We start from the raw sequence: 18,149 nt of genomic DNA on the forward strand, positions 1-18,149 counted from the left end.
AGGAGGTGAAAGTAAAATGAAGTTTGGAGAAATTGCACGGCAGGCTCGGATCACTTGTGGGCTTGGTACAAAGGAAGCGGCTGGAAAGCTTCACGTCACACGGCAGACTCTTTCAAATATGGAGAACGGCGAAACAGCGCCAGATCCTCAGAATGTTTTTAATATGGCCCGGCTTTATAATGAACCTGCTCTGTTGAATTCACACTGTAAATGTAATTGTCCTATAGGAAGGAAACTTAATTTCATACTTCCAAACAAGATGCCCAAAAATCTGACTGCTATTACTGTCAGGAATATGAAGGAAGCCGAGGAGCATGTGAACAGTCTAAAGGAGTTTGCATACCAGAGTGTCACAAACACTGATATGTCCCGTATGCGGAAGATGGTCAAGGAAATACTGGAGGCTGAATACTGGATTGAAACTCTTAAAGAACAGCTTATCAGGGAGTATGGTGTCGGTGAGCTTGAAAGTCTCATAAGGGAAGTAAACTGCGGATATATTGACGAAGGTCTTGTGTGTTTGTAGGGAGGGGCAGAGTTTATGACAGTCAAACTTGCATTACTGCTCAGAAAGCTGGGCTTGAGTGTTTCCTATGATGGAGACAGAAAGATTGTTTTAGTAGAAAAAGACATAAAAAAAGCAGCTATATAAGCCGCTAAAATAAAAACGTTAATTTGATTCTAGCATGGGCGGTCGGCCTGTGTCAATGAGTATAAAGACACAATGCTGCCTATTTAGAAGGTCGAATAGGAATATTGAGTTATTTAAATATTACAAATTCTAAGGAGGATTTAATTATATGAAAGCTACAGGTATAGTAAGAAAAGTTGATGAGTTGGGTAGAGTTGTTTTACCCGTTGAGCTGAGAAGAACACTTGATATTGAGGAGAAGGATGCTTTAGAGATTTTTGTGGATGAAGAAACTATTATCTTGAAAAAGTATGAGCCGGCTTGTACATTCTGCGGTAATGCTAAGAAGATAACTAATTTTAAGGGGAAAAATATATGTCCTGATTGTATATCTGATATTAGTAAGGCATAGCAGTTTGATAAGGTTTTGTCATAAAAAAATATTTCTTCAGCCGAGGCAACTTTCATTATTTGATTTAGCGGAGGTTGCAGTTCCAATATACAGGAGGCGGTAATATACAAGGGTTTATAAAAGAATATAGAAATATTGTTGATCATTGGGTTTTTCAAGATGCATATGCTTTTAAAGTCTGGAACTATATTCTTCTTAGTGCTGCATACAAAGACTACAAAAAGCCCTGTAAGGGAACAATGGTGACTATTCACTCAGGACAGCTGATTTATGGCCGTCCTGAGTGGAGCAGGCTACTTAATATTCCAGAGGGCAAGCTTAGAAGCATTATTGACCTCTTGAAGCAGGATTCAATGATTACACTTGACACTGTAGGCAGAAGGTATTCTGTTATTACGGTTGTAAACTGGGAGAAGTACCAGTCAAATGACATTTTAGACACTGATAGGGTAAATATACTCCAAAACATAACCAACGAAACAACCAACTACAACGCTAGTAATGATAATGCTTTAAAGGATATTGACAACCAACAAAATAATCAACAGAAAACCAACCGAGAACCAAATAAAAAGAATATTAAGAATATTAAGAATATAAAAGAATTAAAAGATATATATGTGTCAAATCCTAAAACACAAAAATTTGTTCCACCTACACTTGAGGAAGTACAAGATTATTGCCAGGAACGAAATAATAGTGTGGATGCTGAAAAGTTTGTTGACCATTACATAGCTAACGGATGGATGAGAGGTAAATCAAAAGTGAAGGATTGGAAAGCTTGTGTAAGAACATGGGAAAAGAACAGCACCATGTTTTCCTCCCAGAAAAATGAGAAGCCATCTAACAGGAGCAACTTCGAACAGAGGGAATACGGAGACGAATACTTTGACGGGTTCTTTAATAACACGGGCTGAAAATGTAAAAAGATAGAAAGTTGCTCTTTGAAAACTGAATAGTGCGGTATTGAAATATTGACTTTACTTGATTCCAGATATAGTATTATTTATATTTAACTTAAATAGGAGCTTTAATTTATGAAAAATAAATTAATTAGCGTAAGAGAACATCAAAGACCTTATAGACCATTTATTGTATCCCTAATTTATTACATTTTCGGAGTTGCCTTATTTATTGAGCCACTGTTTTTCAAAGGCTTATTTACAAGTGAAGTTACCAATGCTTCAGATATTGTGGCACGGATATTTATTATATTAATATTTTGGGCATTTGGATTATTAAGTATAAGGGTAGGATATAAGAGAAGAAGATGGTAGTACTGAATATCAGGAAAAAGAGGTAACCATGGAATTTTTATTTGTGATTGGTTTTGTAATAGTATTTATTTTTATATCATGGTTTCTATTCACTTTAGCAAATGGTGATATCCTAATAATCCTTAAATGGGCAAAATGGATATGTATCCTAGTGACTTCCATAAGCTTTATTGTTTGGGCTATTGAAAGTATGAAAACTTCTAAATGGTTCGATATAAGAAATATAACAACTATACCTTTGTTAATTAATTTATTCTATGGGATTTTATTGATTATATGTCGTGTAGTCATAATTAAAATGAAGAATAGAAAATCGAGGGGTACCATGATGTATGGTATTACATATAATAATCCTAGCATAGAGTCCTCAAATAATTACGTACATCAACGGGCCATGATGATGTTGGTCATTCTCATAGTGGTTAACCCTATTCTGAATATTTACTTTTGGGTTGATTTTATTAAGTTATATTTTTAAATTATTATAGAAAATAAATAAAATTTCAAATTTACCGCACATTCATTTTTCAAGAAGTGCGGTTTTTTAGTTGCACAAAAATATATAAATAAGCAAAAAAAAAGGGCTCTCTCGCCCAAACAAATGTCACTTTTATTATAACACAGATGCAGTAGAAAACAAGATTAGAGAGAGAAAGGCGGGAGATGCAGTGGAAATTTCAATTGACAAGATGATTCAGATTGGAGTCCAAGCCGGAGTAAGGGAAGCTCTGGACAGGATCAGCAAGGAGAAGGAGGAAAAAAGGAAATCACGGTTTGACAGGAGGTTAAGGAATACTGATTTACTGCTGAAGAATTACAACAAATTTGTTGCACACTGCAACACGGCACTGTATACCAGCAAACAGCTAAAGCAGGCCAATGCAATTGATATTCTGGATGAGGTGGAGGATGATGAGGACGAAGTTTATGTCCGTTCAATTATGAGGACAAGGGAAAGAACCTATCTTATTGTCAACCACATTAAAAGGATTCTCGGTTACTACAAGTACATAACAAAGTCCGAGCCGGAAAAGGAGAGAAAATATAGGGTGCTTGTGGGTCTGTATATTGACAAAAAGACTTATAGTCAGATGGCTGAGGAGCTGTATTGCAGTACAAAGACTATTGAAAGGGACAGGAAAGATGCTATTGAAGAATTATCGGTTTTGATATTCGGTGTGGATGGTTTGAAGCTGGATGCCTAAGTAACAGAGAAAGAAAATACCATTTTGAGCAGAAACAAAATGGTATTTCTTTTTAATTAAATGCCGTTTTACATCAATGGGGTTTTATGGTATATTATTGTAAAATTTTACTTTGGAGGTGGGCATAGATGTTTGATGAAAAATTTATAAAAGAGATTAAGCATATTTTGTATTTGATTTTTCAATATGGTATCGATAGAGTACGGAATGCTGACAAATTATTAAAATTTTATGATATTGACTTATATAATGAGTTTGTTGAGAAAGTACATACAGGTTTTATGATCGCTCAAAAAGATATATTGTTAGGTCTTGAGAAGGAAAGTATATATAAAAAGAAACTTAAAAATAGATTAAGCGAAGCCAATAATAGCAAGAACAAGGATTTGTCTAAAGAATTAAGGAAAAAAATAAGCGAAACTGAAGATAAAGAGTTTATTTATAGAAAGCTTGCAGACTCTATTGCTTGGCAACTTGTACAACTTGATGGAACCTCTATTAGGCGTCTTTACCGAAATGTAAATCAAATTGATATTAAAAGTGCTAATATAACTCATGATATAAAAACTGTAGATGAAATATTTGACGCAAATAAATTGCACTTTCCATTGATATCTGATATTACATCATTTATGCAAGTCGGCGATCTATTAATATGTGATAGAGAGAAAAACAGAATAGGTATTATTGAACTAAAAGAAGGGCTGGTAAATCAAAAAATTGAAAAAATAATTGATGATTTCTCGAAAACTCAATGTGAATATATGCTATATTTAGCTACCAAAGATGAAAATGAAAAATTTCATAAACAATTTGATAGATACATAAAACAACAAAGAATTATTTATGAAACAATAAATACAATAAATACTGGTAAAGGCGTTGATAACGCCACTGGAATGAATATATCAATACCCAATGACGTTTTCGAAGTAGAAAGTTTTGATCAAGAGATAAACAAAATGCTTATGGAGACAAACAAGAAAAACTACTCAATACGGGTAATAGATGATTGTCTCTTAGTTGGAGTATATAATAATATTCGTCTCTTAGGGATGGTAAAGGCTTTTATAGAATGGGTTAGGGGGTTAAAAATAGAGTTTCCAATTATTAATTTTGCTAATTCATTAAGAGTTCCAGCTGTTTTCCCAATATTCCTTCATCCATTTTCTTTGGAAGATAAAATAAAAATTGTTAATAGTGAGAAGACAATTTTAATGTGTTTGGATATAGAGAAATGGCTTAAACAGATGAGTGAATATGGAATAACACATAAAATTTTATCAAAGAAAGAAACCGCACATATTAACAGTAATTCTGATATTAAGGCCTTCGAATACAAAGGACAGGCAATAGAAATTACATATGAAGGGACTAGTGGGCTATTATATGATAGTATTTTCTCAAGGATGTTCTATGAGTTGACCAAACCTAAAAGTTTGATAAAATTTTTAATCCATATGCGAAAAGAACACCAACAACTTGTAAGTGAGCTCACAGTAAATAATGAATACTCTTCAAATGATAAAAATTTGTGATTAATTGAAGTAGACAGCGTGTTTCAAGAAGATATTAATATTAATAATGTCATATAACCACATGTCCAAAACATGTCGATGCAATGTCTCAATGAATGATGTTATTATGTAATCTGAAAAGTACCGTTTCGGGGTGAAGGCCGGGACGGTATTTTTGCTTTCCTAAAGATTTAAGCAAAGAAGGTGGTTTGAGATGAACACTGTTGACCCTATAAGGGAACCTGAAAAAATTAAACAAATTTGTTCGTACCTAAAGATGAATAATAAAAGGGATTTTATTATGTTCTACACTGGTGCTTATTCAGGACTTAGAATTTCAGACATTCTTAAACTACAGATATGTGATGTTAAAAACAAAGATGTAATCAGGATTCGTGAAAAGAAAACTAAGAAAGAGAAAAAGTTTGAAATAAATCCTGAGTTAAAAAAAGAATTAAAAAAATATTGTGAAGGGAAGAATCCTAACGAATATTTAATACCAAGTAGACAAGGGAAAAATACTCCTTTAAGTCGCGTAAGAGCATATCAGATAATGAAAGAGGTTGGCAATTTATTTGACATACCTGACCTCGGTACTCACACATTAAGAAAAACATTTGGTTATCAACACTATAAACAATTCAAAGATGCAGCATTGTTAATGACAATATTCAATCATTCAAGCCAAAAAATTACTTTAAGGTACATTGGGATTGAGCAGGAAGACATCAATAAAAGCATGAAGAAATTTCGTTTATTTTGATTTGACATTAACATAACGAGAACGTGTTAAACTCATTTCCAATGTTAGCCTAAGATGCATTGATACAAGGCTTTGCAAGGAATATGCCAGTTTAACAGAATAATAGATATGTTAAAGTGAGAAAATTTTTCCTTCTATAATGTATGTAAATTTTAATTTGTTGAGGTGTTAATATGATTGATTATAATTCCAAGCGGTGGGAACGGAAACGGGAACACATTTTAAAGCGTGATGGTTACATGTGTCAGGAAAGTAAACGGTATGGAAAAAGAATCGATGCTGATATGGTTCATCACATCTGGCCTGCTGATGAATATCCTGAGTACGTATGGGAAGATTGGAACCTCATATCCCTTGCAAATAGCGTACACAACAAGATGCATGACAGGCTTACCAAGAAATTGACACCACTGGGAGAAGCATTGAGGAAAAGAACCCCCCCACCCAAGGACAAAAATAATTAACTTTGGGACACCGGGGATAGGGAGGCTTTTCCAATAGACCGGAATTTTTAAAAAAAAGGGGGTTGTTAAAAATGTCAATGTCACCGGAACAAAAAGAAGTTAACAAAATCATTAAAAACACAATTAAAGAAATGCAGGAAGTCAACACCTACAAGCCACAATTTGATGCCACTGTTAAAATTTATGCCGAGACTCAGCAAATTTACAATCGGGCATACAAGGATTTCATTATCAGCGGCGGCAAGATGATGGAGGAGTACACCAATAATTCGGGATTCACAAACATCAGAAAAACTGCAACGTACTTGGCTATTGAAAATTTACGGAGTGACCTTGTTAACTACAGGAGCATTTTGGGACTGACTCCATTAGGCTTGAAAAAAATAAATGACGAAATGAAAGCGAAGAAAAAAACAAGCAAGCTCACACAGGTGATGAGTAAGAATGGCTGATTCTAAAGTTAGTAATTTTGATATTGTAATGGAGTATGCCAGAAGTATCACAAGCTATAAAAAAATTGCTTGTAAAGAACAGATCCAAGGCTGTCAAAGATTTTTAAAGGACTTAGGGAATCCACTATACGACTTTAGGACTGATGATGCCGAATTCGTTATTGAGTTGATTGAAAATACTTTCGTACATATGCAAGGGGAAAAGTTAGACGGCACTCCACTTCGGGGTACGCCTTTTTTATTGGAACCGTTTCATAAATTTATTGTATATAACATTTTGGGGTTTTACCACAAAGGGACTAAAAGAAGACGCTTCAAAGAGGCGTTTATTTTTATTCCCAGAAAAAACATCAAGACAAGTTTTGCCGCTGCTCTTGCGTGGGCCCTTGGTATTTTGGAAAGGCGAAGTGGCAGCAAGGTATATATTGTTGCCGCTGCTTTGAAACAATCCCTTGAAAGCTTCAACTTCATCAATTTCAATCTGGAACAGATGGGAGAGAAGGAAAACTTCCGGGTTATCGACAATAATCAGGAACACAGCATTAGCGGGGATTTGGATGACGGTTCTTTATTTATTCAGGCACTGGCGGCGAACCCGGACAGTCAGGATTCTCTTAACTGTAATATCGGTATAGCTGATGAAATACACGCATACAAGACACCGAAGCAGTACAACATTATCAAGGAAGCTATGAAGGCATACACAAATAAATTGATGATAGGTATTACTACTGCCGGAGACAGTATGACGAGCTTCTGTTATCAAAAGCTTCAGTACTGTAAAAAGATTCTTGATAAGACAGTAACCGATGAGCAGTACTTTGTCTTTATTTGCAAGGCAGATGAAAAAGAGAACGGAGATGTTGACTATACAAACCCGGTAATACATGAGATGGCAAACCCTGCATATGGAGTGTCAATCCGGCCCGACGATATTTTGAATGATTCGTTGCAGGCCATGAACGATCCTCAGTTGAGAAAAGACTTTTTTGCCAAGTCATTAAATGTATTTACTGCCGCACTAAGGGCATACTTCAACATTGATGAATTCAGAAAGTCTGACACAGCTTGCGAAGCAAAGCTGAACATCAAGTCGGAGTGGAAACTGGATAAAAAAATTGAGTTCCTGAAAAACCTGCCCATTGAATGGTATGGCGGTGCGGACTTGTCAAAGCTCCATGACTTGACGGCAGCTGCTCTATATGGAAGCTACATGACCGGGCGGATGATTAAAATAACAAATGAAAAGGGAGAGGTAATAGAAGTACCTGAAGAAATAGATATTATAATCTCCCATTCATGGTTCCCTATAGTTGCGGCAGCTCAGAAGGCAGATGAAGACAGCATTCCGCTATTTGGCTGGAAGGATGACGGCTGGCTTGACATGAGTAATTCGGCAACAGTTAATCATGCTGAGATTGTCAACTGGTTTAAAAAAATGAGAAACATGGGCTTTAAAATAAAGCAGGTTGGGCATGATAGAAAATTCTGTAGAGAATATTTTATTGGAATGAAGAAAGCAAACTTCAATATTATTGACCAACCTCAATATTTCTATAAAAAGTCCGAGGGGTTCAGACGAATAGAACAAAAGGCAAAGGACGGCAATTTATATTATCTCAGCTCTCAGGCATATGAATACTGTGTTCAGAATGTAAGGGCAATAGAGAAAACGGATGACATGGTACAGTATGAAAAGGTTGAGGATTCACAGAGGATTGATATATTCGATGCCTCTGTTTTTGCATGTGTAAGGAAATTGGAAGCATTGGAAAAAGGTAAATTAAGCGGATGGTTTTAGAAGGGTGGTGAGAAAATTGAAAAACCCATTTAGAAGGCATAAGACACGGGCAGACCCGGTAACGTTGTGGCTTAATGGTACGGATGCCAGAGATATACTTTGCCCGGAAGGCTATACGCCATTATCCAAAAATGAAGAAATAAGAAGGTGTGTGTTTAAGATTGCCGATCTGGTGTCCAACATGACAATCATGTTAATGGAGAACGGAAAAAACGGTGATATACGGCTTAAGAATGAACTATCCAAGAAGATTGACATTTACCCAAACAATAACATGACCCGAAAAAACTTCATTCACAAGCTTGTTACTGATATGATACTGACCGGTAATGCAGTTGCATACCCGCAGGTAAAAAACGGCTTGATTGATAACCTGAAAATACTGAATGCCGACAGTCTGCATTTTGATGAAGTGGGGGACAGTTATCAAATAAGGTATAGAGGAACACCATATTACCCTGACGAAGTACTGCATTTTGTTTTGAATCCCGATGATGATTACCCCTTTAAAGGACAAGGCTACACACAGTTGATTAAAGAAACGGTGATGAACCTCCTGCAAGCGAATGTAACTAAAAAAGGTTTTCTGAAAAGTAAATGGAAACCGAGCATGATAATAGCAATCAATTCTGATGCAGAGGAATTGCAGGATCCTGAAAAGCGGTCAAAAATTCTTGGCAGTTACACTAAGACAACTGAAATAGGTGAGCCGTGGTTGATTCCGGCGGGGGAGATTGATGTTAAAACAATACAGCCCCTTACTCTTAATGACCTTGCAATACAGGACAGTATAACCCTAGACTTGAAAGTCATAGCGGCGGCAATAGGAGTTCCCGGCTTTATGGTTGGAGTAGGTGCTTTTAATAAGGAAGAGTACAACAATTTTATTTCGACAACGATAATGTCCATAGCCATGATCCTGCAACAGGAGCTGTCCAAGAAACTTTTATTTTCACCGACAACGTACTTTAAATTCAACCCTAAATCACTTATGCAGTACAACCTTACAGAACAGGTTCAGTTTGTGAAGGAACTTGTGGGCGGAGGTATGCTGAACAGAAATGAAGGAAGGGCAGAGTTTGATTATCCTCCTGTAGATAAACCCGGAATGAACGATTATATTGTACTTGAAAATTACGTTCCTGTTGAGAAGGTTGGAGATCAGAAAAAATTGAAAGGTGGTGATACGGGTGCTGAATAAAAGACACTCCTATTTCAAAAGTGAACTTAAGACTAGGGCAGAGGGCGAAGATGACAAATACATAGAAGGATATTTCTCAGTATTTGAGCAAGAAACAGAACTCTGGCCCCGGTGCTTTGAGAAGATAGCAAGAGGGGCATTCGACAATTCAATAAAAAATAACGATATCCGCTGTTTGTTCAACCATGACAGCGGATTTGTTTTGGGCAGAACAGCAAGTAAAACACTTGAACTGAGAGTGGATTCATATGGCTTGTGGGGTAGGGTAAAGATTAACCCCAATGATTCACAGGCAATGGATGTCTATGCACGGGTTGAAAGAGGGGACATATCAGGATGCTCCTTCGGGTTTGAGCCTAAAGGAGAGGACTATGAGGAAAACGATGACGGATTGCACTGGACAGTAAATGAAGCAGATACCATGGAGGTTTCAATATGTACATTTCCGGCATACCCACAGACAGAAATACAGGCAAGGAAGAAAGACTTCAAGGTGTCTCAAAAAAGAAGCCGGGAGCAAAGGAAGATTGATTTAAAAAAGAAACTGGAGGGGATTAGATGCTAAAACAGCTGAAATTACAGGCAGAGTTAAAGCAAAGAAATGCTGAAATGCAGATTCTACAGGAGAAGAGAACCGATTTTAAGAAAAGGCAGGACGAACTTAAAATGGCTCTAGAGGAAGCAAAGACTGACGAAGATATCGCTCTTGTACAACAGGGTATTGATAGCCTTGAAAATGAAATTGCTGAAGCTGGGACAGATGAAAAAATTACAAGTGCCTCAGCCGAAATCACACGTATTGAGGGAGAACTTGCTGAGATTGAGGCGAGAGGAAACAATCCAAAACCATCTAAAAAAGATATTGAAGAAAGAGGAGGAAACAGTATGAACAGGTATCAGATAAGGGAACTTTTAAAGACAGGGGAGTACTACGAGAGGGCAGAGGTTAAAGAGTTCTATGACAAATTCAAAAACCTCAGAGCAATTGGTGGCGAAGGATTAACAATACCAGAAGTAGTTATTAACCGCATAATGGATATATTGGGAGATTACTCAACGTTATATCCATTGGTCGATAGAATAACCGTAAAAGGAACAGCCAGAATATTAATTGATACTGATACTACCGCAGCAACATGGATTGAACAGACTGGCACATTACCAACCTCGGAAGTCGGGACAATCACAGATATCAGCTTTGACGGTTACAAGATTGGAAAAGTTACTTTTGTTGATAACTCAATGTTACAGGATAGCATAATCAACCTTGATGATTACGTAGTCAAAAAAATTGCACGTGCAATATCACTTGGTCTTGACTTAGCAATATTAAAAGGGACAGGAGCTACTGGTAAACAGCCCGAGGGGATTATCCCTCAGTTGCCAACGACAAACAAAGTTATAGTTACAGATCCAACTGGGTATGCCGATATTGTTAAACCGATTGCTGTAATAGACACAGGTAAAGACAGCATAGGTGAAATTGTTGCAGTCATGAAACGTTCTACATATTATAACAGACTGCTTGGATATAGCGTTCAGCCTACTTCTACAGGGGAAGTTGTTGCAAAATTGCCAAACCTTAAGAACCCTGATTTGTTAGGTTTAAGGGTTGTGTTCAATAATAACATGGACGACGATACAATCCTTTATGGAGATTTTAGCAAGTATACGCTTGTTGAAAGAGAAAATGTATCAATCGACAAGTCAGAGCATGTTAAGTTTACCGAAGACCAGATGGCTTTCAGAGGTAAGGGCAGGTTTGATGGTAAACCAACCAAGAAGGAAGCTTTTGTGCTTGTTACGCTGGAATATACATCCGAGGCATAGGGTATGGATATTATATTAAATCTTCTGAAAATAGACCTTGGTATAACCCATAACTTAAGGGATGATTATTTCACTTCAACGATTATGGCAGCACAAAAGGAAATTGAGGATAGGGGAATAACTCTGGATTTTAGTAATGTGGAAGACCAAATGCTATTATCCGACTATGCTGCATGGAAGTACCGGAAACGTCAGGAAGATGTAGGACTACCTCAAAACTTGACATATAGGTTGAGAAACCGGGTAGTGAAAGCGAGGTCCCAATATGCTGAAACTTAAAAGTATATCTAATAAGGAAAGCATATCTCTGGACCTTGTCTGCTATCTGCTATCAACTACCGTTAGTGATGACAACATAGGGAATCAGGTAGAAACCCCAGTGGAGAGGCTTGTCTACTGTGCTGAGTTACCTGTCAATTCATCCGAATTCTATAATGCAGGACAGTCTGGAATAAAACCTGAACATTTGCTTGTTATAGATTTGGAGGAATACGATGGTGAAACAGCCCTTAAATATGAGGACAAGACATATAGCATATACCGTACATATCCACGGGGCGGAGGGTTGTTGGAATTGTACTGCAACAAGAAAGTGGGTGTTTCATGAGCGACTTGGAAGCACAATTGGCAGCAGTATTGTCTGAGTATTCTACAGAGGTAACTCAGGAGGTAAAAAAGACCTGCAAGGATGTAAGCAAGGAAATGACCGAAGCTATCAGACAGGATAGTAAAACCCTGTTTGACGGTACGGGGAAATATGCTAAAGGTTGGCGGTCAAAGGTGGAATATGAAGACAGAGACAATATCCGGCTGTCCACTTACAATGCAACAGACTATCAGCTGACACACCTACTGGAATTCGGTCACGCTAAAACAGGCGGTGGAAGGGTAGAAGGCAGGCCTCATATTTCTACTAATGAAGAAAAAGCGAAGAAAGACCTTATTGAACGGACTGAAAGGGCGGCACAAAAATGACACAAATTGAGCTGTGCAATCAACTGAAAACAATTGGATATCCCGTGGCATACCACCATTTTACAACATCGCCGGAACCACCTTACATCGTTTATATCAGAACTAATGATGATAATATTTCATCTGACTACAAAATGCATGGAAAGTTTAAAAATTATCAGGTCGAACTTTACACTGTAAAAAAAGACTTGGAAGCAGAGCGGAAAATTGAAGAAATATTAAACACAATAGACCCTGAATACAAAACCTTTGAGGAGTACATACAATCAGAACAAATGTATCAAGTGGTTTATCAAATCAAAGTTATAGAAAGAAGGTAGAAAAATGGTTACAGATGGTGAAAAAATAGTGTTGGGTAGTGGGGATTTGTATTGTAGCGAGTTTACGGGAACGGTGCCTGAAAACAATGTAATTGAAAAAGAGGAGAATTTGCTTGGGGCAATACAGGGTGGTGCAAGCTTAGAGTATAAGCCTAAATTTTATGAAGCTAAGGACGACATGGGGAAAGTAACAAAAGTAATAATTACGGAAGAAGAAGCCACTCTAAAATCTGGAATAATGACATGGAATGGTAAAACACTTGGAAAACTCTGTAGTACAGCACGAGTAACCGAAGTTGCCGGAGTAAGGACAGTGAAAATCGGTGGTATAGGAAATGACAACGGCAAAAAATATGTCTTACATTTTGTACATAAAGATCCAATGGACGGTGATATTAGGGTTACTATAGTTGGTCAAAATCAGGCGGGATTTTCCTTGGCTTTCAAGAAAGATAAGGAAACAGTCATTGATGCAGAATTTAAGGCACAGCCACAGGACAACGAAGGTACACTTATAAAATATGAAGAGGAAATTCCAACGGAAGGTTAATTGACAGGGGCCTTCTGGCCCCTTAATTTAAAGAGGTGAAAATAATATGTTTAACATTAATTCCGCAGTAAAGAGATATTTTACAATAAAAATTGGAGATGTTGTACTTGAGGTAGAGCCTCCAACAAAGAAAGTTCTCAATAAAGTTATCGAATTAACTCAAAGTAAAGGGCCGGAAGTAGTTGACGGTTTGTTTAAAGCATTGGAAATGATTCTGAATAAAAATAAATCAGGGTATACAGTTCCAGACAGTGTTATTGATGATCTTGACATGGATCAGGTAAGTCTTATTCTTACAGAGTACTTCAAATGGATTAGCGAAACTAAAAACAGCCCAAACTAAAAATCCCTCGCTGTCCTGATGATACAGACGAGGGACATTATAAACTAAATTATATTGAAGAAAAGCTGGTATCTGAATATACCGGCTTTAATTTTGCTCAAATCTATGAACTTAATGTTTTTGAGTATCAAGCTATACTTCGGGATGCAGTTATATACAAATATATGCAATCAGAAGAGGGGCAAAAGTATTTAGAAAGGTGCTGGATCCTTGAGCAGACCAAACCAGATAGAGCCAAATTGCGGGAGAACTTTGGAAAGGAGGGATGACATTGGCTGGAAGAACAATAAAGGGAATAACCGTTGAAATCGGAGGCAACACGGGGCCATTGAATAAAGCCCTTGGTGACGTAAATAAGACAGGCAGGGATTTACAAAATGAGTTAAAACAGGTTGAAAAGCTTTTAAAACTTGACCCTACAAATACTGAACTCTTGGCTCAAAAGCAAAAACTACTTGCAGAATCTGTTGATAATACTTCAAACAAATTGAATGCTTTAAAAGAGGCTGAAAAACAGGTGCAGGAACAAGTTAAGCAGGGGAAGGTATCTGAAGAGCAATATAGAGCTTTTCAACGTGAGATTATTAAAACCGAAACTGAATTAAATGAGTTAAAAAGTCAAGCCAGCAATACAAGTACTGAAGTCAAAACACTAGGTACGAATATTGAAAAAACAGGCGAAAGTACGAATGACTTAAGTAATAAAGTAGCTGTCGGCACAGAAGCAGTAGCAAAATTAGGTTTAGCAGCAGGTGCAGCTGCTGTTGGATTAGGAGTTAAAGCTCTTAACAGTGCAAATGATTTTACAGGTGCAGTAAACAATATTATTACACAGACTGGATTAGCTGATGATGAAACAACAAAATTCAGTGATACTTTAAAAAATATATATGCTAATAATTTCGGTGAAAGCTATGAAGATATAGCATCTGCTATGTCTTCAATTAATCAACAGACTGGATTAACAGGTGAATCCCTTGAAACAACAACTACAAATGCAATAATGTTACGTGATACTTTTAAGTTTGAAGTAAATGAAAGTATACGATCTGCACAAATGCTAGTTAAGCAATTTGGACTGGACAGTGAAACTGCTTATAACCTGATAGCCCAAGGTGCCCAGAATGGATTAGATAAAAATGGTGACTTGCTTGACACGGTAAACGAGTATTCGGTTCAGTTTAAACAGCTTGGGTTTAATGCAGAAGAAATGTTTAACATGCTGGCAAACGGAGCAGCTGCAGGAACATGGAGTGTTGATAAGCTTGGTGATGCTGTCAAGGAATTCGGTGTCCGTGCAAAAGATGGTTCAGAGACAACAACGAAAGCTTTTTCTGATTTAGGGTTAGATGTTGAAAAGGTTAGTTCAGATTTTGCGAATGGTGGTGAAAAAGGGAAAGCTGCCTTTGAACTTGTTACATCAAAATTGTTAGAAATGAAAGACCCTTTAGTACAAAATCAAATTGGAGTATCTCTGTTTGGAACAATGTGGGAGGATTTAGGGGCTAAAGGTATTGAGGCCCTTACATCAACAGAGGGTAAAATACATAGTACCACTGATGCATTAGCTAAAATTAATGAGATACAATATGATACACCACTTGAAGCATTAAAAGGATTAGGCAGAACAATTGAAACTGATGTGATAGTACCCATCGGTGAAAAATTAATGCCTAAGATGAAAGAAGTAATTGTAAAACTTCAATCGCCAGAAGCCAAAGAAGCCATAAGTAACATATCAGAAATGGTATCTAAACTAATAAGTTTTATATTAGACAATAGCGCTTCAATAATTAGTGCTATTGCAGGTATAGGTGCAGGGTTTATCGCATGGAATGTGGCTAGTATGGTAATGGGAGTTGTGGAAGCAATCAAAGCATTTAAGGCGGCAAACGAGGGGGCAACAATAGCACAATGGGCAATTAATGCTGCACAAAGTGCCAATCCTATAGGAATTATTGTAATGCTTATTGCAGGCTTAGTCACGGCAATAATAACCCTCTGGCACACAAATGAAGGCTTTAGGGATGCAATCATAGGAATATGGGACAAGATAAAAAGTGCCGTGTCTACAGCCGTTGAAAAAGTGAAAAGTATTTTTAATACGGTAATTGAATTTATAAAAAATAACTGGCAAGGGCTGCTATTAATGATAGTGAATCCTTTTGCAGGAGCTTTTAAACTACTCTATGACAATTGTGACGGTTTCAAAAACTTTGTGGACGGTTTTATCAATAATGTTGTTAAATTTTTCAAAGGACTACCGGGCAAGGTGTGGAATGCAATAATCGGAATTAAGGATAAATTTAATAATCTCAAATCAGAACTTATCAATTGGGCTAATAATAACCTGCCTTCTTTTATAGCAAAATTTGTTGGGTTCATGTTGGAGCTGCCAAACAAAATGGTCAATATAGGAAAGAACATTGTTGAAGGAATATGGAACGGCATGACGGGTGCAGTAGGGTGGTTAAAAGATAAAATATCCGGTTTTGTAGGTGGAATTGTTGACACTATAAAGGACAAGCTAAGTATACATTCCCCTTCACGTGTATTGGCTGACGAGGTAGGTAAATACATGGCTCAGGGAATTGGTGTGGGCTTCGAAGCAGAAATGGGAAGTGTATCGTCAAACATGGCAAAGGCAATACCTGTTAACAAACATGATTATATAATGGGCAACAACAGTTCATCCAGTGGGACTGGTCATTCAGGAGATTACAACCAAACTGTTAATATTTACAGTCCTACACCGTTAACACCGTCCGAGGTTGCAAGGCAAACCAGAAATGCTTCAAGGCGTTTAGTTTTGGGGGTGTAAAATGCCAAAGATATTAACATATATATTGTTACCTGTAGGAACCGAGCATGGAACAAAGCCATTGATGTTCGCATAACTGAAATCGAAGAAGTATATGAAAAAGGTATTATAACACTAACGCCTACTTTCGGGAGTCCACTTCCGGAATTGAAGGATATTTTGAAGGGGGAATAAACAGTGCAGAAAAGTAGTTTTTTTAACAGTATAAACGGGGACAGAAAATACAATGCCTCCGATTATGCTGCATATTTCGGGAGCTTTATCGGAAACGGAGTATATCCAAATCCGGGTAACAATCTAGCCGTGACAGCTTCAGGTGGAATGAATATATCAGTCGCTGCAGGAAAAGCATGGATAAATGGATATTACTATGAAAATACCGGTACATTCAATATGTCAATAGATCCAGCTGACGGAGTATTAAAGAGAATTGACAGAATTGTATTAAGGCTGGATCATCTGAATAGGCAAATTGCTTTATCAGTTTTGAAAGGCACTCCTGCCAGTACCCCGACAGCATCGTTATTAACAAGAACCTCAGACATATACGAACTTGGTATAGCTGACATATTAATTAATAATGGAGACACAGGAGTTAATCAGGCACATATAACAGATTTACGTTTCAATGCAACCTTGTGTGGCACAGTGTCAGGAGTTGTAGAGCAAATAGATACTACAGGCCTTTTCGCTCAATACGATTCAGCCTTTAATGATTGGTTTAAACAGGCACAAAATACGTTAAGTGGTGATGTGGCTGGTAATATATTAAATCAAATAAATACTCATAAGTCGGAAAGTATCTACCAATTAGCAGGAGGTACAGCAACAGCTATAACACTCACAATTAGAGAAACATTAGAAAATGGGGTACCTATTAATTTTATTGCAAGTGCAAATAATAGTGGCGCTGATACAACTATAAATGGTAAGCCATTGTACAAACCAAACGCTACCATTGCTCCAACACTAACAGCAGGAAGGGCTTATACAGTTTGGTATAACTTAACTAGTAGCTGTTTTTTTATCAAGGCTAGTGCCACAGGTACAACAACCTCTGGTAAGGTACTAGCAGGAGAAACATATAGTACAGAGGTAGACACAGACCAAGTTGGTACAATTACAAATAATGGAGCAGTTACTATTACTCCAAGTCTAGTAGAACAAGTAATTGCAGAAGGATACCATAATGGAGGTGGAAAGGTTGAAGCTATAAAATTAATTGCAGGTGATATTTTAATAGGAGACAATAGTAATACAGGAAGTACAACTAGTACAGCATATACAAAAGTGAGAGAAATTACTACATCATTATTAGGGGGTACTATTAGAGTTAAATTCAATTTATCGTCAGGTTCATCATCAGGTTCAATTACAGCATACGGTCGTATATATGTTAATGGCGTCGCTGTTGGCATAGAACGTACTGTGAATGGACTTACACCAATAACATTTACTGAAGACATATCAATATATGTAGGGGATAAAATTCAGATATATACAAAATCATCAAATTCATCTTATGGTTCAAATGTTTCTGGTTTTAAATTATATATAGCTACTGTAAGTTGTTCAAATACTTTATAA

Annotated in this window: 22 protein-coding genes; all 22 read left to right on the forward strand. The window is 37.0% G+C overall.

What is annotated here, in order from left to right; all coding sequences use genetic code 11:
- The first annotated feature begins 16 nt into the window (after window positions 1-16).
- Window positions 17-526 carry a helix-turn-helix transcriptional regulator gene (locus tag P0092_RS02730; protein ID WP_004620736.1) on the forward strand — a complete coding sequence of 170 codons (510 nt, stop codon included), beginning with the start codon at window positions 17-19 and terminating at the stop codon, window positions 524-526.
- A gap of 274 nt (window positions 527-800) precedes the next feature.
- Window positions 801-1,043, forward strand: coding sequence for an AbrB/MazE/SpoVT family DNA-binding domain-containing protein (locus tag P0092_RS02735; RefSeq protein WP_004620734.1), 243 nt, complete (start codon window positions 801-803; stop codon window positions 1,041-1,043).
- Window positions 1,044-1,117: 74 nt separating this feature from the next.
- Window positions 1,118-1,960: a hypothetical protein gene (locus P0092_RS02740; RefSeq protein WP_004620733.1), complete on the forward strand. Its 843-nt coding sequence runs from the start codon at window positions 1,118-1,120 to the stop codon at window positions 1,958-1,960.
- A gap of 120 nt (window positions 1,961-2,080) precedes the next feature.
- A complete protein-coding gene (locus tag P0092_RS02745) occupies window positions 2,081-2,320 on the forward strand; it encodes a hypothetical protein (protein WP_004620732.1) in 240 nt (79 codons plus the stop codon).
- Window positions 2,321-2,988: 668 nt separating this feature from the next.
- A complete protein-coding gene (locus tag P0092_RS02750; protein ID WP_004620730.1) occupies window positions 2,989-3,525 on the forward strand; it encodes a hypothetical protein in 537 nt (178 codons plus the stop codon).
- 128 nt (window positions 3,526-3,653) lie between these two features.
- A complete protein-coding gene (locus P0092_RS02755) occupies window positions 3,654-5,063 on the forward strand; it encodes a hypothetical protein (RefSeq protein ID WP_004620728.1) in 1,410 nt (469 codons plus the stop codon).
- A 193-nt stretch (window positions 5,064-5,256) separates the two neighbouring features.
- Entirely contained in the window at window positions 5,257-5,805 is a 549-nt protein-coding gene (locus tag P0092_RS02760) for a tyrosine-type recombinase/integrase (protein WP_276187058.1), read from the forward strand.
- A 173-nt stretch (window positions 5,806-5,978) separates the two neighbouring features.
- Entirely contained in the window at window positions 5,979-6,269 is a 291-nt protein-coding gene (locus tag P0092_RS02765; RefSeq protein ID WP_004620725.1) for an HNH endonuclease, read from the forward strand.
- Window positions 6,270-6,340: 71 nt separating this feature from the next.
- Complete coding sequence (locus tag P0092_RS02770; RefSeq protein WP_004620724.1) at window positions 6,341-6,721, forward strand: P27 family phage terminase small subunit; 381 nt, start codon at window positions 6,341-6,343, stop codon at window positions 6,719-6,721.
- Complete coding sequence (locus P0092_RS02775; RefSeq protein ID WP_004620721.1) at window positions 6,714-8,522, forward strand: terminase large subunit; 1,809 nt, start codon at window positions 6,714-6,716, stop codon at window positions 8,520-8,522. Before P0092_RS02770 ends, P0092_RS02775 begins: the two co-directional genes overlap by 8 nt.
- A 7-nt stretch (window positions 8,523-8,529) precedes the next feature.
- A complete protein-coding gene (locus P0092_RS02780) occupies window positions 8,530-9,723 on the forward strand; it encodes a phage portal protein (RefSeq protein ID WP_242831784.1) in 1,194 nt (397 codons plus the stop codon).
- On the forward strand, window positions 9,713-10,288 hold the full coding sequence (locus P0092_RS02785) for an HK97 family phage prohead protease (protein WP_004620717.1): 576 nt from the start codon (window positions 9,713-9,715) through the stop codon (window positions 10,286-10,288). The genes P0092_RS02780 and P0092_RS02785 overlap by 11 nt, the downstream gene beginning before the upstream one ends.
- Window positions 10,282-11,553: a phage major capsid protein gene (locus P0092_RS02790; protein ID WP_004620714.1), complete on the forward strand. Its 1,272-nt coding sequence runs from the start codon at window positions 10,282-10,284 to the stop codon at window positions 11,551-11,553. Before P0092_RS02785 ends, P0092_RS02790 begins: the two co-directional genes overlap by 7 nt.
- 3 nt (window positions 11,554-11,556) lie before the next feature.
- Window positions 11,557-11,832, forward strand: a complete 276-nt coding sequence (locus P0092_RS02795) for a hypothetical protein (RefSeq protein WP_004620712.1) — start codon at window positions 11,557-11,559, stop codon at window positions 11,830-11,832.
- Window positions 11,819-12,160, forward strand: a complete 342-nt coding sequence (locus P0092_RS02800) for a phage head closure protein (RefSeq protein WP_004620710.1) — start codon at window positions 11,819-11,821, stop codon at window positions 12,158-12,160. Before P0092_RS02795 ends, P0092_RS02800 begins: the two co-directional genes overlap by 14 nt.
- Complete coding sequence (locus P0092_RS02805) at window positions 12,157-12,528, forward strand: HK97 gp10 family phage protein (RefSeq protein ID WP_004620709.1); 372 nt, start codon at window positions 12,157-12,159, stop codon at window positions 12,526-12,528. The genes P0092_RS02800 and P0092_RS02805 overlap by 4 nt, the downstream gene beginning before the upstream one ends.
- Window positions 12,525-12,848 (forward strand): hypothetical protein, encoded by a 324-nt coding sequence (locus tag P0092_RS02810; protein ID WP_004620707.1) that lies wholly within the window; start codon window positions 12,525-12,527, stop codon window positions 12,846-12,848. Before P0092_RS02805 ends, P0092_RS02810 begins: the two co-directional genes overlap by 4 nt.
- Window positions 12,849-12,852: 4 nt before the next feature.
- Window positions 12,853-13,398 (forward strand): hypothetical protein, encoded by a 546-nt coding sequence (locus tag P0092_RS02815; protein WP_004620704.1) that lies wholly within the window; start codon window positions 12,853-12,855, stop codon window positions 13,396-13,398.
- A gap of 46 nt (window positions 13,399-13,444) precedes the next feature.
- On the forward strand, window positions 13,445-13,741 hold the full coding sequence (locus P0092_RS02820) for a hypothetical protein (RefSeq protein WP_004620702.1): 297 nt from the start codon (window positions 13,445-13,447) through the stop codon (window positions 13,739-13,741).
- Window positions 13,742-14,012: 271 nt separating this feature from the next.
- Window positions 14,013-16,562: a phage tail tape measure protein gene (locus P0092_RS02825; RefSeq protein ID WP_004620699.1), complete on the forward strand. Its 2,550-nt coding sequence runs from the start codon at window positions 14,013-14,015 to the stop codon at window positions 16,560-16,562.
- Between the two features lie 24 nt (window positions 16,563-16,586).
- Window positions 16,587-16,736: a Gp37-like protein gene (locus tag P0092_RS02830; RefSeq protein ID WP_276187209.1), complete on the forward strand. Its 150-nt coding sequence runs from the start codon at window positions 16,587-16,589 to the stop codon at window positions 16,734-16,736.
- A gap of 3 nt (window positions 16,737-16,739) precedes the next feature.
- Complete coding sequence (locus tag P0092_RS02835; RefSeq protein WP_004620696.1) at window positions 16,740-18,149, forward strand: hypothetical protein; 1,410 nt, start codon at window positions 16,740-16,742, stop codon at window positions 18,147-18,149.

Origin of the sequence: Ruminiclostridium papyrosolvens DSM 2782 (assembly GCF_029318685.1) — a bacterium.
In the GTDB taxonomy this organism is placed as follows: Bacteria; Bacillota; Clostridia; order Acetivibrionales; family DSM-1351; genus Ruminiclostridium; species Ruminiclostridium papyrosolvens.

Coding starts and splice junctions, on each gene's coding strand:
- P0092_RS02805 (WP_004620709.1), top strand. CDS start 12,157: ATGAGCGACTTGGAAGCACAATTGGCAGCAGTATTGTCTGAGTATTCT.
- P0092_RS02810 (WP_004620707.1), top strand. CDS start 12,525: ATGACACAAATTGAGCTGTGCAATCAACTGAAAACAATTGGATATCCC.
- P0092_RS02755 (WP_004620728.1), top strand. CDS start 3,654: ATGTTTGATGAAAAATTTATAAAAGAGATTAAGCATATTTTGTATTTG.
- P0092_RS02775 (WP_004620721.1), top strand. CDS start 6,714: ATGGCTGATTCTAAAGTTAGTAATTTTGATATTGTAATGGAGTATGCC.
- P0092_RS02770 (WP_004620724.1), top strand. CDS start 6,341: ATGTCAATGTCACCGGAACAAAAAGAAGTTAACAAAATCATTAAAAAC.
- P0092_RS02765 (WP_004620725.1), top strand. CDS start 5,979: ATGATTGATTATAATTCCAAGCGGTGGGAACGGAAACGGGAACACATT.
- P0092_RS02820 (WP_004620702.1), top strand. CDS start 13,445: ATGTTTAACATTAATTCCGCAGTAAAGAGATATTTTACAATAAAAATT.
- P0092_RS02795 (WP_004620712.1), top strand. CDS start 11,557: ATGGATATTATATTAAATCTTCTGAAAATAGACCTTGGTATAACCCAT.
- P0092_RS02815 (WP_004620704.1), top strand. CDS start 12,853: ATGGTTACAGATGGTGAAAAAATAGTGTTGGGTAGTGGGGATTTGTAT.
- P0092_RS02730 (WP_004620736.1), top strand. CDS start 17: ATGAAGTTTGGAGAAATTGCACGGCAGGCTCGGATCACTTGTGGGCTT.
- P0092_RS02790 (WP_004620714.1), top strand. CDS start 10,282: ATGCTAAAACAGCTGAAATTACAGGCAGAGTTAAAGCAAAGAAATGCT.
- P0092_RS02760 (WP_276187058.1), top strand. CDS start 5,257: ATGAACACTGTTGACCCTATAAGGGAACCTGAAAAAATTAAACAAATT.
- P0092_RS02745 (WP_004620732.1), top strand. CDS start 2,081: ATGAAAAATAAATTAATTAGCGTAAGAGAACATCAAAGACCTTATAGA.
- P0092_RS02735 (WP_004620734.1), top strand. CDS start 801: ATGAAAGCTACAGGTATAGTAAGAAAAGTTGATGAGTTGGGTAGAGTT.
- P0092_RS02800 (WP_004620710.1), top strand. CDS start 11,819: ATGCTGAAACTTAAAAGTATATCTAATAAGGAAAGCATATCTCTGGAC.